Raw genomic sequence first — 14,616 nt, 5'->3', positions numbered from 1 at the left:
GGAGCGTTCAGGATGAGTCATGTATTGAGCACAGGGGTGGCAGGGGCCGCCGAAGCCAGCGCCTTTTTCGAGGCCCAGCTGAAGTTTCGTACCGATCCGGCGGATCTGGCCGCCGATCTGCTGGCCGGGGCGGCGGGGATCGTGGTCATCGATACCCGCTCCCCCGCACACTATGCCGAGGGGCACATTCCCGGCGCCATCTCCTTCCCCCACAGGACCATGACGGCGTCGACCACGGCGGTACTGGACCGGAACCTGGTGTATGTCTGCTATTGCGACGGCATCGGCTGCAACGGTTCGACCCAGGGGGCCTACAAGCTGGCGTCCCTCGGGTTTGAGGTCAAGGAGCTGATAGGGGGCCTGCACTGGTGGCGTCAGGACGGTTTCGCCGTCGCCACGGGCAGCGAGCCCGGAGTGCTGCTGGAAGGGGGAATTGCCTGTGCCTGTTGAACGTTGCAATGAGGGGGGCGACGCCTCCCTGTCCGGCGCCGCCCTTTTCAACGACTTTGGGCAGCCTCTGGGGCGTGCGCAGCCAGAATGGCGCGGCGCCGAGTTCCCTCCCCACCGCGCACTGCATGGCTGGGGCTGTCGTCTCGAGCCCCTTGATCCCGAGCGCCACCTGGGGGATCTGTGGCAGGCATTCAGTGCCGACAGCGGGGCCATGTGGACTTACCTGACCAGCGGCCCTTTCGCGGACGAGGTCGCCATGGGGGTCTGGCTGCGGGAGGTCGCCACCAAGCGGGATCCCCAGTTCTACGGCATCATCGACGAGGGGAGCGGACGGGCGCTGGGGCTGGCGAGCTACCTGCGCATCGATCCCCTGGCGGGCAGCATCGAGGTGGGCTGGCTGCACTTCTCCCCCGCCATGCAGCAGTCACGGCTGGCGACGGCGGCCATGGTGTTGATGATGGCCAATGCCTTTGCTCTGGGATACCGGCGCTACGAGTGGAAGTGCAATGCCCTGAACCTGCCTTCGCGCCAGGCGGCCCTGCGCCTGGGCTTTCACTATGAGGGGACCTTCCGTCAGGCGCGGGTGGACAAGGGACACAACCGGGATACGGCCTGGTTCTCCGTCATCGACAGCGAGTGGCCCGCCCTGAAAGGGTGCTTCGAGCGCTGGCTGGAGGACGGCAACTTCGACCATGCCGGGCGTCAGCGTCGCCGGCTCTCCGAACTGACCGCCGCCTGCCGCTCTGCGGCGTGCTGAGGGCGACAGATCACCCGCGGGGACGGGGCGGTTTCCGGTCGGGTTCCTTGGGCGCTTCGCCCGCAAGGCGCCAGATCCGATATCCAGACGCAAGAGGCGCCAGTCATGGCGCCTATTTTGTTTGTTCAGTCGTGATGATCGCCGATGGGGGCCGCAATCCAGTTCATCAGCCGGACCATGTCCCCGGGGGCCACGCCGACCGAGAGCCCCCGCTTGCCACCGCTCACCAGGATCTCGTCGAAGGCCATGGCGGAGTCGTCCAGCACGGTGGGCAGCAGCTTCTTCTGGGCCAGGGGACTGATGCCACCCACCTTGTAGCCGGTCAGCTTTTCGGCTTCCGCCGGCTTCATCATCTCCACCTTCTTGAGCCCGGTTGCCTTGGCGAGCTGCTTGAGGCTGCACATGCCCGAGGAGGGCACGATGGCCACCACCGCCTGCTTGTCGTGATGGGCGAGCAGGGTCTTGAACACCTGCGCCTCGGGCAGACCCAGCTGGGTAGCGGCATGCTTGCCGAAGTCGTCGTGGGCTTCGCACTCGTAGGGGTAGAGCCTGTGGGGGATCTTGAGCTTTTTCAGCAAGTTGATGGCGGGTGTCATGGGGTCTCCTCGAACCGTGGCAAGGCCAGACAGTCTGCGCCCGGGAGCCGGATGTGGCAAGAACCAGTCTTCACACCCAATCGGGGCCTGTGTTAGCGTAACCGGGTGCCGGATCCTATGATTTGGGCACTTGTCCCCGCATTCCAATGCAATGCGCCGGCGATCGAAAGGAATCGTAGCCATGAATACCACAGCACTTTGCGCTCGCGATATCGACGCGGTGGATCGATATGAGACCCTTGCCAGGCTGACCGCCCTTGATCGGGCCTATGGCATGGTCGAGTTCGATCTCGATGGTCGCATGGTGTCGGTCAACCCCCTGTTTTGCGACATGCTGGGCTATCCTCCCGAAGCGCTGGTGGGCCAGTCCCATCTCATGCTGTTGCCGCCGGATCTGCAGGCGGAGCATGATCTCTTCTGGCAGAAGGTATTGGGTGGCGAGATCCAGTCGGGGGAGTTTCGCCGGGTCAGGCAAGGTGGCAGCCCCCTCTGGCTCCATGCCACCTACATGCCCGTGACCGACGAGGCAGGCATCCTGCTGGGGGTGGTCAAGCTGGCGCACGACATTACCTCGGCTGTGATGGCCAAGCAGCGGGTCGAGCAGCAGAGCCAGCTGTTTGACATCGTGGTGGCCGCTCACCAGAGTTTTCTGCTCGATCGCAATCTCGGCTCCGCCTGCGATACCGTCTTCGAGCGCCTGCTGAGCGTGAGCGAGAGCTCCTATGGTTTCATCGGCATCATCCAGTACGAGGATGGTTGTCCCAGTCTCTATGTCCCCTCCATCTCCAATGTCTCCTGGGACGAGGCGACCCATGCCTGGTATGAGCAGCAGCGCCAGAGCCGGGGCGGGCTCATCTTCAGCAAGCTCGACAACCTGTTTGGGCACGTGGTGACCCACAATACCCTGGTGTGCTGCAATGATCTGCCGAGCCATCCAGCCAGTCGCGGTGTCTCCCCCCGTGGTCATCCGCACCTGGAGAGCTTCCTCGGCATTCCCATCCGCCACAAGGGAGAGGCGATCGGCATGATCGCCCTGGCCAACCGCCCGGGTGGCTTTGACGAGACCCATGTCAGCCTGCTCGAGCCCCTCACCACGGCCCTTGGCACCCTTATCCACGCCCGCAACCTGGAGGACGAGCGCAGCCGCATGGAGCGGGTGCTGCGCTTCAACGCCGAGCACGACTTCTTGACCAAGCTGCCCAACCGCAGCAGCTTTTTCCAGCAGGCAAACGTGTTGCTGGATCACGTCCAGCACCATCCCGCCGAAGGGGAGGCCTGCTGCCTGGCCTTGATAGATATCGACTTCTTCAAACAAATCAATGATGTATATGGACACCTTGCCGGAGATGCCGTGCTGGCGTCGCTGGCGGGGCTCCTGATGCAGGCGGTGCGCAGCAAGGATCTGGTGGCGCGATTTGGCGGGGAGGAGTTCATCCTGCTGCTGCGGGGCACGACCCTGGAGGAGGCCCACACCATCATGGAGCGCATCCGGCACCAGGTGGAGCAGCACACCTTCCTGTACCAGCACCAGGCGATCACCGTCACCATCAGCGTGGGGCTCACCCCCTATCAGATGAGTTACAGGCGCATGGATGACTGGCTTCAGTGCGTGGACCAGCGACTTTATGAGGCAAAACGTCGTGGTCGCAACCAGGTCTCCTGATGAGAGGCTATATCGCGAAATAAAACAGGGCGCCATCATGGCGCCCTGTTTGTTGTGGATGTTTTTTTCCCTTAGAGGGGGCTGTTCTGGCGGCAATATCGGGATCCCCGTGCCCGGCAGAGACGCAAAAGGGCGCCGAGGCGCCCTTGTTTGCAACGGTCCGGGATCAGCCGGTGTTGCGCATGCCGGCGGCGATGCCGGCGATGGTGACCATCAGCGCCTGATCCAGCTCGGGGTGCAGGGTCTCCGGGTGGTTGCGGGAGCGATTGAGCAGCTCGGCCTGCAGCACGTTGAGCGGGTCGGTGTAGGGGTTGCGCAGCTTGATGGACTCCTTGATCCAGGGCTGATCGTCCAGCAGGTCGCCCTGCGGGCGCAGTTTCAGCACCACCTCGATGGAGTCGGCAAGCTCCTGACGCAGCTGCTTGCCGAGTGCCCACAGGTTCTCCGGCACCAGGCGGGTGTCATAGTATTCCGCCAGCCAGAGGTCGGCCTTGAGGAACACCATCTCCAGCATTTCGAGACGGGTGCGGAAGAAGGGCCACTGGCGGCTCATCTCGTCCAGCACGCTCTTCTGGCCGTCGTCGATGGCCTGTTGCAATCCCTTGTGGGCGCCGAGCCAGGCCGGCAGCATCAGCCGGTTCTGGGTCCAGGCGAAGATCCAGGGGATGGCGCGCAGGCTCTCGACACCGCCGTTGGGCTTGCGCTTGGCGGGGCGGGAACCGAGCGGCAGCTTGCCGAGCTCCATCTCCGGGGTGGCGGCACGGAAGTAAGGAACGAAGTCCGGGTGACCGCGCACGATACTGCGGTAGTGATCGCAGGAGACAGACGCCAGCTGCTCCATCACGGCGCGCCAGCTCTCTTTCGGCTTGGGTGGCGGCAGCAGGTTCCCCTCCAGCACGGCGCTGGTGTAGAGGTTCAGGCTCTGGATGGCCACCTTCGGCAGGCCGAACTTGAAGCGGATCATCTCCCCCTGTTCGGTGACCCGCAGGCCGCCGCGCAGGGATCCCGGGGGTTGCGACAGGATCGCCTGATGGGCGGGGGCGCCGCCACGGCCGACGGTACCGCCGCGGCCATGGAACAAGGTGAGGCGGATGTTGTTGGCTTCAGCCAGCGCCACCAGGGATTCCATGGCGGCGTACTGGGCCCAGCCAGCGGCCATCATACCCGCATCCTTGGCGGAGTCGGAGTAGCCGATCATCACGTACTGACGGCCCTGGATGTAACCGCGATACCAGTCCACCGACAGCAGGCGTTCCATCACGGCGGTGCCCGCCATCAGGTCTTCCTGGGTCTCGAACAGCGGGGCAACCGGCATGCGGAACTTGCAGCCAGCTTCCTTCAGCAACAGCTGGACCGCCAAGACGTCGGACGGGGCACCGGCCATGGAGATGATGTAGATGCCGAACGCATCGGGGTCGTGCTGGGCGATGACGCGACAGGTGTCGATGGTCTCGCGGGTCTCGGCACTGGGATCCCAGTCGCTCGGGATGAGGGGGCGGCGGGAGTTCAGCTCGCGCAGCAGGAAGGCCTGCTTGTCCTCTTCGCTCCACTCGGCGTAGTCGCCCACACCCAGGTAGCGGGTCAGCTCGGAGAAGACCTGGCCGTGACGCTCGCCATCCTGACGGATGTCCAGCTTGACCAGGTGGATGCCGAAGCAGGCCAGCTTGCGCAGCACGTCCAGCAGCATGCCGTCGGCGATGTTGCCCATGCCGCAGGCGTGCAGGGAGTGGTAGCAGAGCTCCAGCGGCTCGCGCAGCTGGGCGGTGCTCTTGACCAGATCCCGGCTCTCGCTCGCCTGGCCCTGTACCTTGGCAGTCAGGAACTCCTGAGTTTCTCGCAGCTGTTCGCGCAGCTCACGCACCAGGGCGCGATAGGGCTCGGGATTGTCGCCGACCCTGGCACGCACGGCGTCGGTGCAATCGGCCATGGAGAGCTCGGAGGTGAGCTCCTTGATGTCCTTGTAGAACAGGCTCACCGCCATCCAGCGGCCCAGCTCCAGCACTTCGGCGGTCACCTTGGCGGTGACGAAGGGGTTGCCGTCGCGGTCACCGCCCATCCAGGAGGTGAACTTGACCGGCGCGGCGTCCAGGGGCAGCCGCACACCCAGATGGTGTTGCAGGCGCTCGTCCAGATTGCGCATGAATTCGGGGATGGCCGGCCACAGGCTGTTTTCCACCACGGCGAAGCCCCACTTGGCTTCGTCCACCGGGGTCGGGCGCTGTTCGCGGATCTCGTTGGTGTGCCAGGCCTGGTTGACCAGTTGCTCGATGCGACTCTGGATCTTGTCCCGCTCGCGGGGCAGCAGATCGGAGAGTTCCAGGGCCTCGAGGCAGTCGTTGAGCTGCACGTGCTTGTGGATCAGGGTTCGACGGGTCACCTCGGTGGGGTGAGCGGTCAGCACCAGATCGATGTCCAGCTCGCGCACGGCCTGGATGATGGCCTCCTGGGACAGGTTGGAGGCTTTCAGCTTGTCGAACATCTGCTCCAGCGGGTCCGGGGTGCAGACCTGCTCTTCGCAGCGACGGGAGATGGTGTGGAACTGCTCCGCCACGTTCGCCAGGTTGAGGAACTGGCTGAAGGCACGGGCCACGGGCAGCAGTTCGTCATCGGAGAGGGTACGCAGGGTGTCGAGCAGGCGCTCTCTGTCTGCCTCGTTTCCCTTGCGGGAAGACTTGGCCAGTTGGCGAATGGTCTCAATCTTGTCGAGGAAGGCCTGCCCCTGATGATCCTTGATGGATTTACCCAGCAGTTGGCCCAACATGCCTACGTTGGCCCGTAGTGCGGCGTACTTTTCGTTCATTCCACATCCTTATTTTGTTGGTGCCTCCTGACCTTCCAGGCGGGAGGCGACCTCACTTATTGTTGTGCGATTACAACATATGCTCCGTCATCTTAGGGGGACAATCTACCCAGATTGTCTGCGCAAGGTCAAATAACAAGCCGATTCAGAACATGTATTTCCCTCACCTGTCCCAAGGCGCCTGTCATGTAACTTACTTACATCCCTGTTTGGCTAGACGCAGAAGCGCCGGATCAGGTGCTGCAGCACCGCCGTGGTCGGTTTGACGAACGACAGATCCAGGTATTCATCGGGCTGGTGGGCCTGGGTGATATGGCCTGGGCCCATCACTATGGTCTCGCAACCCAGCTGCTGGATAAAGGGGGCTTCGGTGCAATAGTTCACGGACTCGGCGGCCCGGCCGCTCGCCCGCTCGGCCTCGCGCACCAGCTCGGAGTCATCGGCGCAGGCGTAGGCGGGGATCGGCTCGTGCAGGTGCTGCAGGTGCAGGCAGCCGGGCTGGTGGATCTCGATGGGGGAGAGCGCCTCTTTCAACATGCCCATCAGCTCGTCGGGGCCCACCTGCGGGGTGGGGCGCATGTCGATGTGCAGCTCGCAGCAGCCGCAGATGCGGTTCGGGCTGTCGCCCCCCTGGATGTAGCCGAGGTTCAGGGTGGGCTGGGGCACGGCGAAACGGTGATCCGCGTACTTCTCCTTCAGATCCTGCTGGAGCCTGAGCACCTGACCCATGGCCTTGTGCATGATCTCCATGGCGTTGACGCCGTTGGCGGGATCCGAACTGTGGCCGCTTCGGCCTGTGATGCGAATGGCTTCCGACATGTGGCCCTTGTGGGCCACCACGGGCACCAGCCCGGTTGGTTCGCCGATCACCGCGTAGTCGGGTTTGAGTTCGGCTGCGGCGGTGATGGCGCGGGCCCCGGCCATGGTGGTCTCTTCATCGGCGGTGGCCAGGATGCGCAGCGGCTTGCTCAGGGTCTTGAGGTCGACCTCCTTGAGCGCTTCCACGATAAAGGCGAAGAAGCCCTTCATGTCGATGGTGCCGAGCCCGTACAGGCGGTTGCCCTCTTCGGTCACCTTGAAGGGGTCTTTGGTCCAGGCTCCTTCATCGAAGGGAACCGTATCCGTGTGGCCCGCCAGCAGCAGCCCCCCTTCTCCCTGACCATAGGTCGCCACCAGGTTGAACTTGCCCGGCAGATCCGGCAGGGCCGTCACCTCGCACTGGAATCCAAGCTGGCCGAACCAGTCGGCCAGCAGCCGGATCACCGCCTCGTTGCTCTGATCCCAGCGAGTATCCGTGCTGCTGATAGAGGGAATCGCAATAATATTCTTATAAAGTGAAAAAAAATCCAGTTTGGCCATCAGCTCCTCCTTGCGTCCCCGGAGTGTTTCTGTTAGAAAATACAAATGCAAAGTGAGTGCATGAATATTCTGTTCGAGTGCTCATCGACAAGGCTTCTAGTTGTAAGGGAAAGTTAATGTTCTGTCACCTGATCTGTAACCGACGACGCATATCCGCCTGAATTGCCCCTCCGCACTCGTTGCATCAAAGGGGCGATAGCCGACCCCTTGCACCGCAGCACCATGCTGTGAATTTCGAACCCAGACTTGGAATACTCAAACATGCTTAAGACCGTTATCGTCGGTGCCAGTGGCTACGCGGGGGCCGAACTGGCCGCTCTGGTCCAGAACCATCCACAACTCGAGCTGTTCGGCCTCTATGTTTCCGCCGGCAGCCAGGACGCCCACAAGCGCTTCTCTTCCCTGCATCCCCAGTGGGTGGGCAAGCTGGATCAGCCGCTGCTGCCCCTGGACGAAGACGGCATGACCCGGATCCTGACCCAGGCCGATCTGGTGGTGCTGGCCACTGCTCACGAGGTGAGTGCAGAACTCGCGCCCAAGTTCCTGGCCAAGGGGTTGCCGGTGTTCGATCTCTCCGGTGCCTTCCGGGTCAACGATCAGCAGTTCTACTCCTCCTTCTACGGCTTCACCCACGAGAATGAGCAGTGGCTGGAGCAGGCCGCCTACGGTCTGGCCGAGTGGAATGCCGATGCCGTCAAGGCCGCCCAGCTGATTGCCGTGCCGGGATGCTACCCGACCGCCTCCCTGTGCGCTCTCAAGCCGCTGCAACAGGCCGGGCTGATTGCCCAGGGATGGCAGCCCATCATCAATGCGGTTTCCGGCGTCTCCGGGGCCGGTCGCAAGGCCGCCATCAACACCAGTTTCTGCGAAGTGAGCCTCAATCCCTACGGCACCTTCAATCACAGGCACCAGCCGGAGATCAGCCACCACCTCGGCAAGGAGGTGCTGTTCCAGCCCCACCTCGGCAATTATGTGCGGGGCATCCTGGCCACCATCTATGTGCAACTGGCAGAAGGGGTGACGCCGACCCAGGTGGATCAGGCCTACCTCAAGGCCTACGAAGGCAAGCCCCTGGTACGCCTCACCGGCCAGATGCCCTCCATCCGCGGCGTGGCGAGCACGCCCTACTGCGACATCGCCTGGCAGCAGCAGGGCAACATGCTGGTGGTGGTTTCTGCCATCGACAACCTGCTCAAGGGGGCCGCCTCGCAAGCCATGCAGTGCATAAATATCAAGTTTGGTTTTGAACCGGCCACCGGCCTGATTTAACGCTTTAAGAAAGGATCGAGAAGATGGACAAGCAGACGCTGGTAATCAAGTTGGGTGGTGCCCTGATCGAGAACGACGAGGCCCTGACCGCCCTGTTCGCCACCCTGAAGACCTTCCTGGATGATCAGCACCGTCCTCTGGTGCTGGTGCACGGTGGTGGCTGCCTGGTGGACGACCTGCTCAAGGGGCTGGGCATGACCTCCACCAAGAAGAACGGCCTGCGGGTGACCCCGTTCGAGCAGATCCCCTTCATCGCTGGCGCGCTGGCCGGGACCGCCAACAAGATGATGATGGCCAAGGCCATCTCCACCGGCATTCCTGCTGTGGGTCTGTGCCTCGCCGACGGCGGTCTGTGCCAGGTGACCCAGCTCGATCCGGATCTCGGTGCGGTCGGTGACTGCAAACCGGGCAACCCGGCGCTGGTGGCCGGCATCCTGGGGCAGGGCTTCCTGCCGGTGGTGAGCTCCATCGGCATTACCGCCGACGGACAGATGATGAACGTCAATGCGGATCAGGCGGCCACCGCCATCGCCGAAGCGCTGGGCGCCGATCTGGTGATGCTGTCGGATGTGAGCGGCATTCTGGATGGCAAGGGCAAGCTGGTGCCGCAACTGGACAAGCAGAGCGCGCTGGACCTGATGGAGAAGGGAGTTATCACGGACGGCATGGCCGTCAAGGTGAAAGCCGCCCTGCACGCCGCCGAAACCCTGGGCAAGCCGGTCTGTGTCGCCAGCTGGCGCTACCCGGATCAGCTGCTCAAGCTGCTGGCTGGCGGCGCTGTTGGCACCCAGGTCACCCTCTGATCTCCACCGGGAAAAGGACAATCCGATGCAACATCTTCTGAAAGACAGTGATTTAAGCAAGGCCCAGATCGAGGCACTGCTGGCGCTTGGCAAGGCGATCAAGGCCGATCCGAAGAAATACAGCCAGGCCCTGGCGGGCAAGAGCGTGGTCACCCTGTTCGAGAAGCCCTCCCTGCGTACCCGGGTCACCTTCGACATCGGCATCGCCAAACTGGGTGGTCACAGCGTCTATCTGGATCAGCAGAACGGCGCGCTCGGCAAGCGGGAGTCGGTGAAGGATTTCGCCAGCAACCTGTCCCGCTGGTGTGACGCCATCGTCGCCCGGGTGTTCGATCACCAGACCCTGGTCGAGCTGGCCGAGTTCGGCTCGGTGCCTGTGGTCAACAGCCTGTGCAACCTCTACCACCCCTGCCAGGGGCTGGCGGATTTCATGACCATCAGCGAGCACTACAGCGACCTGTCCAAGGTGAAGCTGGCCTATCTCGGCGATGGCAACAACGTGAGCCACTCCCTGCTGCTGCTGGGGGCTACCCTCGGTACCGACGTGACCCTGGTCTGCCCGAAAGGCCATGGCCCGGATACCCAGATCTTCCTGCAGGCCCAGGCGCTGGCAGCTCAATCTGGCGCGACCATACATATCAGCGATGATGTCGCGGATATCGAAGGCTTTGACGTGGTTTATACCGATACCTGGGTTTCCATGGGTGACAACACACCAATGGAGCAGGTAAAAGATATCTTCATGCCTTATCAGATCAACCAGGCCCTGCTCGATCGGACCGGCATCCAGCACGTGCTGCACTGCCAGCCGGCCCACCGGGAGCTGGAGATCACCTCGGAGGTCATGGACGGCCCAGCCTCCCTCATCATGGATGAGGCAGAAAACCGGATGCATATCCAGAACGCCGTGCTGCTGACCCTGTTCGGACAGGGCCAGAAGTAATCCGGCAACCGACCCGGAATCACCCCTTTTTATCGAATCATCACGGAGAGAAGTAAATGAGCGGAATCAACAAGATCGTACTGGCTTACTCGGGCGGACTGGATACCTCGGCCATCATTCCCTGGCTGAAGGAGCACTATGACGCTGAAATCATCGCCTTCGTCGCCGACGTGGGCCAGGAGCGTGACGATCTGGAAGGGATCGAGCAGAAGGCCATCGCCTCCGGCGCGGTCAAGTGCATCGTCAAGGATCTGCGGGAAGAGTTTGTCAAAGAGTACGTCTACCCGACCCTGAAGACCGGCGCCGTCTATGAAGGCACCTACCTGCTGGGTACCTCCATGGCCCGTCCGGTGATCGCCAAGGCGATGGTCGAGGCTGCCCTGGCGGAAGGGGCTGATGCCATCTCCCACGGTTGCACCGGCAAGGGCAACGACCAGGTGCGGTTCGAAGGGGCGGTAGCAGCCCTGGCTCCCCAACTGAAAGTGATCGCCCCCTGGCGGTTGTGGGACATGCGTTCCCGGGAAGATCTGCTGGCCTATCTGGAAGCCCGCAACATCCCCTGCAAGGCGACCCTGAAGAAGATCTACAGCCGCGACGCCAACGCCTGGCACATCTCCACCGAGGGTGGCGAGCTGGAGAGCACCTGGAACGAGCCGTCCGAAGCCGTCTGGCAGTGGACCGTCTCTGCAGAGGATGCCCCGAACGAGCCGGAATACGTCAAGCTGACCGTGGCCAAGGGCGAAGTGGTCGCCGTTGACGATCAGCCGCTCAGCCCGCACCAGATCCTGACCACCCTGAACGAGCGTGCCGGCAAGCACGGCGTGGGCCGGATCGACATCACCGAGAACCGGATGGTGGGCATGAAGTCCCGTGGCTGCTACGAGACCCCGGGTGGTACCGTGATGGTTGCCGCACTGCGCGCCGTGGAAGAGCTGGTACTGGACAGACCGACCCGCGCCTGGCGGGAAAAGCTGGGTGCCGAGTTCTCCCACCTGGTGTATGACGGTCGCTGGTTCACCCCACTGTGCAAGGCCATTGTCGCCTCCGCCAACGCCATCGCCGAGGAGCTCGACGGTGAAGTGGTGCTGAAGATGTACAAGGGTCAGGTCACCGCGGTGCAGAAGAAGTCGCCGAACAGCCTCTACTCCGAAGACTTCGCCACCTTCGGTGCCGACGAAGTGTACGACCAGAGCCATGCCGAAGGCTTCATCCGTCTCTACACCCTGGCGAGCCGGATCCGCGCCATGAAAGAGCAGCATCAAGCCATCGGTGGCGACCATACCCACGGCTAAGCAAGCGCTATCACCCGTTGATACGAGGGGGCATGGCCCCCTCTTTTACAGGCAGAGAGGCCCTTTGCCATCCTCATCGGGTGTGACAAGAGCGGCTGCGCCCTGGTCGCTTCTGTGAGATAACAGGCTCGCAGAAAAACAGGGCAAGATTTCAAGTTCGACGGCGCAAGGCGCCGTCGACAACGCATTCAAGGAGAGCAGTATGGCACTTTGGGGTGGACGCTTCAGTCAGGGAGCCGATAGCCGGTTCAAGCAGTTCAACGATTCGCTGCGGTTCGACTACCGTCTGGCGGAGCAGGATATTCAAGGCTCCATGGCCTGGGCCAAAGCGCTGGTCAAGGTGGGGGTGTTGACCGAGGGTGAGCAGGCCAAGTTGCAGCAGGCGATGGAGGTACTGCTCGCCTCCGTGCAGCAGGATCCCCAGCAGATCCTGAACTCGGACGCCGAAGACATCCACTCCTGGGTCGAGAGCCAGCTCATCGACGCCGTCGGCGCCCTTGGCAAGAAGCTGCACACCGGTCGCTCGCGCAACGATCAGGTCGCCACTGACCTCAAACTCTGGTGCAAGGCACAGGGCGAGCTGCTGCTCGGCTCCATCACTGCCCTGCAACAGGGGCTGGTGGCCTCCGCCCGTGCCAACCAGGCCGCGGTACTGCCGGGTTACACCCACCTGCAGCGTGCCCAGCCGGTCACTTACGCCCACTGGGCCCTGGCCTATGTGGAGATGCTGGAGCGGGACCATTCCCGTCTGCAGGATGCCCTCAAGCGCCTCGATACCAGCCCCCTCGGCTGCGGCGCCCTGGCGGGCACCGCCTATGCCATCGACCGCGAAGCCTTGGCGCTCGACATGGGCTTTAGCGGCGCCACCCGCAACAGCCTGGATTCGGTCTCCGACCGGGATCACGTGGTGGAGCTGATGCACGTGGCGTCGCTGTCCATGACCCACCTGTCGCGCTTTGCCGAAGACCTCATCTTCTACAACACCGGCGAGGCGGGCTTTGTCGAGCTGTCTGACGCCGTCACCTCCGGCTCGTCCCTGATGCCCCAGAAGAAGAACCCGGACGCGCTGGAGCTCATTCGTGGCAAGACCGGCCGGGTGGTCGGCGCCCAGATGGGTATGTTGATGAGCCTCAAGGCGTTGCCGCTGGCCTACAACAAGGACATGCAGGAAGACAAAGAGGGGCTGTTCGATGCCCTCGACACCTGGCACGACTGCCTCGATATGGCGGCGCTGGTGCTGATCGATCTGAAGGTCAATGGCGAGCGCACCAAGGCGGCGGCCCAGGGCGGTTACGCCAACGCCACCGAGCTTGCGGACTATCTGGTGGCCAAGGGCATTCCGTTCCGCGAGGCTCACCATATCGTCGGCGAGACCGTGGTTTATGCGATCCAGGTGAAAAAGCCCCTGGAAGAACTCTCCCTCCCCGAGTTCCAGCGCTTCAGCCCCGTGGTGGGGGAGGATGTTTACCCGAACCTGGAGCTGGAAGCGACTCTGGCCAAGCGGGTTGCCAAGGGAGGCGTCGCTCGCGAGCAGATCGAATCGGCCCTCACCGCAGTCGAAGCCTGGCTGAGCAAGCGGGCGGGTTAAGCCAACCGGCTTGCCATGGGAATTAGAAGGCAGAACGGCAACCCCAGGGTTGCCGTTTTTTTTATGGGTACGCCTAGGCGCCGTGGGGCGCGTTGACCAGGCGCTGTTCAGCCCCTGTGTCCGGCGCTGGCCTGATGTACGGCGTCCGTGAGCAGTCGTTGCAACTGGCTCCTGGCCTCGTCGGTTTCATGGCTGGCGGCGAGCAGCACCACCCCCAGGGTGCCCGGTGAGGGCAGCACGCCGCCGAGGGTGGCGAGACTGGCCGGCATGCCGATGGGGGAACGCACCGTGATCCCTAGCCCTGCCTGCACGGCGGCCCAGATCCCGCCCAGGCTCTGGCTGGTGAAGGCGATCCGCCAGGGGATCCCGGTATCGTCGAGGGCGCGGATGGCCCGTGCCCGCATCAGGCAGGGGGCATCGAAGAGCACCAGGGGCAGGGGCTCCCCGCGCGCGAGCAAAGGGACGGGGTCCCACTCGGGGTGGGCAATCCAGGCCAGTTGCACCACCTTGATGAGGGGAAGATCCTCCCGCTCTCCCTGTGGCTGCCAGGCGAGAGCCATGTCGAGGGTGTCCTCCCTGATCCCCTGCACCAGAGCCCCGTTGCGATCGATGCGGGTCGTCATGCGCAGGGCCGGGTGCTGGCGACAGAGGGGCCCCAGCACGGCGGGGAGCAAAGATTCACCGAAGTCCTCCTGCACCCCGAGCCGGATCTCCCCTTGCAGCAGTTCCCCTTTGAGGGCGAGCACGGCTTCGTCATTGAGCGCCAGCAGCCGCTTGGCGTAGCCCAGCAGGCGCTCACCGCTGGCTGTCGGCACCAGGTGACGTCCCTGCTTCATGACCAGATCGGTGCCGCACTGCTGTTCGAGTTTTTTCAACTGGGCGCTGACCGCCGAGGTGGAGCGGCACAGCCGCTGCGCCGCCAGCGCAAAGCTGCCGCACTCCAGCCCCAGCACGTAGCTGCGCAGGGCATCGAGATCCAGGCTGGGGGGAAGGGGTGACATAACTATCCTTATAATCGGGATGATTGGTCTTGAATATTTCGATTTTTTAAATTGTAGCAGTGAGGGAGAGTGGCTTCATCCACCAAGGAGATTGC

At 63.1% G+C, this 14,616-nt stretch carries 12 protein-coding genes; 8 read left to right on the top strand and 4 right to left on the bottom strand.

Features of this window, described 5'->3' with window-relative positions:
- Positions 1 to 12 precede the first annotated feature (12 nt).
- A complete protein-coding gene (locus tag AB5Y89_RS07535; protein ID WP_042878345.1) occupies positions 13 to 450 on the top strand; it encodes a rhodanese-like domain-containing protein in 438 nt (145 codons plus the stop codon).
- Positions 440 to 1,207 (top strand): GNAT family N-acetyltransferase, encoded by a 768-nt coding sequence (locus AB5Y89_RS07530; protein WP_223925270.1) that lies wholly within the window; start codon positions 440 to 442, stop codon positions 1,205 to 1,207. Before AB5Y89_RS07535 ends, AB5Y89_RS07530 begins: the two co-directional genes overlap by 11 nt.
- A 125-nt stretch (positions 1,208 to 1,332) precedes the next feature.
- Here the strand turns inward: AB5Y89_RS07530 and ybaK are convergent, their stop codons facing one another.
- Complete coding sequence (gene ybaK / locus AB5Y89_RS07525; protein ID WP_010675694.1) at positions 1,333 to 1,803, bottom strand: Cys-tRNA(Pro) deacylase; 471 nt, start codon at positions 1,801 to 1,803, stop codon at positions 1,333 to 1,335.
- A gap of 181 nt (positions 1,804 to 1,984) precedes the next feature.
- Here ybaK and AB5Y89_RS07520 point away from each other — a divergent pair, with 181 nt between their 5' ends.
- A complete protein-coding gene (locus AB5Y89_RS07520) occupies positions 1,985 to 3,466 on the top strand; it encodes a diguanylate cyclase (RefSeq protein ID WP_368223345.1) in 1,482 nt (493 codons plus the stop codon).
- A 166-nt stretch (positions 3,467 to 3,632) separates the two neighbouring features.
- Here the strand turns inward: AB5Y89_RS07520 and ppc are convergent, their stop codons facing one another.
- Together ppc and argE are read right to left on the bottom strand one after the other, a co-directional pair.
- Positions 3,633 to 6,266, bottom strand: coding sequence for a phosphoenolpyruvate carboxylase (ppc, locus tag AB5Y89_RS07515; protein ID WP_128272740.1), 2,634 nt, complete (start codon positions 6,264 to 6,266; stop codon positions 3,633 to 3,635).
- Between the two features lie 213 nt (positions 6,267 to 6,479).
- A complete protein-coding gene (argE, locus tag AB5Y89_RS07510; RefSeq protein WP_368223343.1) occupies positions 6,480 to 7,625 on the bottom strand; it encodes an acetylornithine deacetylase in 1,146 nt (381 codons plus the stop codon).
- Positions 7,626 to 7,886: 261 nt separating this feature from the next.
- Between argE and argC the strand changes: the two genes are divergently transcribed.
- From argC to argH, 5 genes are all read left to right on the top strand, one after another.
- On the top strand, positions 7,887 to 8,894 hold the full coding sequence (gene argC / locus AB5Y89_RS07505) for an N-acetyl-gamma-glutamyl-phosphate reductase (protein ID WP_010675690.1): 1,008 nt from the start codon (positions 7,887 to 7,889) through the stop codon (positions 8,892 to 8,894).
- A 23-nt stretch (positions 8,895 to 8,917) separates the two neighbouring features.
- Positions 8,918 to 9,697: an acetylglutamate kinase gene (gene argB, locus AB5Y89_RS07500; RefSeq protein ID WP_368223342.1), complete on the top strand. Its 780-nt coding sequence runs from the start codon at positions 8,918 to 8,920 to the stop codon at positions 9,695 to 9,697.
- Between the two features lie 25 nt (positions 9,698 to 9,722).
- Positions 9,723 to 10,640: an ornithine carbamoyltransferase gene (locus tag AB5Y89_RS07495; RefSeq protein WP_279988713.1), complete on the top strand. Its 918-nt coding sequence runs from the start codon at positions 9,723 to 9,725 to the stop codon at positions 10,638 to 10,640.
- A 56-nt stretch (positions 10,641 to 10,696) separates the two neighbouring features.
- Positions 10,697 to 11,932 carry an argininosuccinate synthase gene (locus AB5Y89_RS07490; RefSeq protein WP_010675687.1) on the top strand — a complete coding sequence of 412 codons (1,236 nt, stop codon included), beginning with the start codon at positions 10,697 to 10,699 and terminating at the stop codon, positions 11,930 to 11,932.
- A gap of 202 nt (positions 11,933 to 12,134) precedes the next feature.
- Entirely contained in the window at positions 12,135 to 13,520 is a 1,386-nt protein-coding gene (gene argH / locus AB5Y89_RS07485) for an argininosuccinate lyase (protein WP_368223340.1), read from the top strand.
- A gap of 107 nt (positions 13,521 to 13,627) precedes the next feature.
- Here the strand turns inward: argH and AB5Y89_RS07480 are convergent, their stop codons facing one another.
- Positions 13,628 to 14,521 (bottom strand): LysR substrate-binding domain-containing protein, encoded by an 894-nt coding sequence (locus AB5Y89_RS07480; RefSeq protein ID WP_368223338.1) that lies wholly within the window; start codon positions 14,519 to 14,521, stop codon positions 13,628 to 13,630.
- Positions 14,522 to 14,616: the final 95 nt, after the last annotated feature.

Origin of the sequence: Aeromonas sp. s4, assembly GCF_040907855.1 — a bacterium.
GTDB lineage: Bacteria > Pseudomonadota > Gammaproteobacteria > Enterobacterales > Aeromonadaceae > Aeromonas > Aeromonas caviae.
This window is presented reverse-complemented; position numbering and strand designations above follow the sequence as displayed.

Bases quoted from the DNA above. Each gene is read 5' to 3' on its own strand.
- AB5Y89_RS07535 (WP_042878345.1), top strand. From the start codon at position 13: ATGAGTCATGTATTGAGCACAGGGGTGGCAGGGGCCGCCGAAGCCAGC.
- ybaK (WP_010675694.1), bottom strand. From the start codon at position 1,803: ATGACACCCGCCATCAACTTGCTGAAAAAGCTCAAGATCCCCCACAGG.
- AB5Y89_RS07520 (WP_368223345.1), top strand. From the start codon at position 1,985: ATGAATACCACAGCACTTTGCGCTCGCGATATCGACGCGGTGGATCGA.
- ppc (WP_128272740.1), bottom strand. From the start codon at position 6,266: ATGAACGAAAAGTACGCCGCACTACGGGCCAACGTAGGCATGTTGGGC.
- argE (WP_368223343.1), bottom strand. From the start codon at position 7,625: ATGGCCAAACTGGATTTTTTTTCACTTTATAAGAATATTATTGCGATT.
- argC (WP_010675690.1), top strand. From the start codon at position 7,887: ATGCTTAAGACCGTTATCGTCGGTGCCAGTGGCTACGCGGGGGCCGAA.
- argB (WP_368223342.1), top strand. From the start codon at position 8,918: ATGGACAAGCAGACGCTGGTAATCAAGTTGGGTGGTGCCCTGATCGAG.
- AB5Y89_RS07495 (WP_279988713.1), top strand. From the start codon at position 9,723: ATGCAACATCTTCTGAAAGACAGTGATTTAAGCAAGGCCCAGATCGAG.
- AB5Y89_RS07490 (WP_010675687.1), top strand. From the start codon at position 10,697: ATGAGCGGAATCAACAAGATCGTACTGGCTTACTCGGGCGGACTGGAT.
- argH (WP_368223340.1), top strand. From the start codon at position 12,135: ATGGCACTTTGGGGTGGACGCTTCAGTCAGGGAGCCGATAGCCGGTTC.
- AB5Y89_RS07480 (WP_368223338.1), bottom strand. From the start codon at position 14,521: ATGTCACCCCTTCCCCCCAGCCTGGATCTCGATGCCCTGCGCAGCTAC.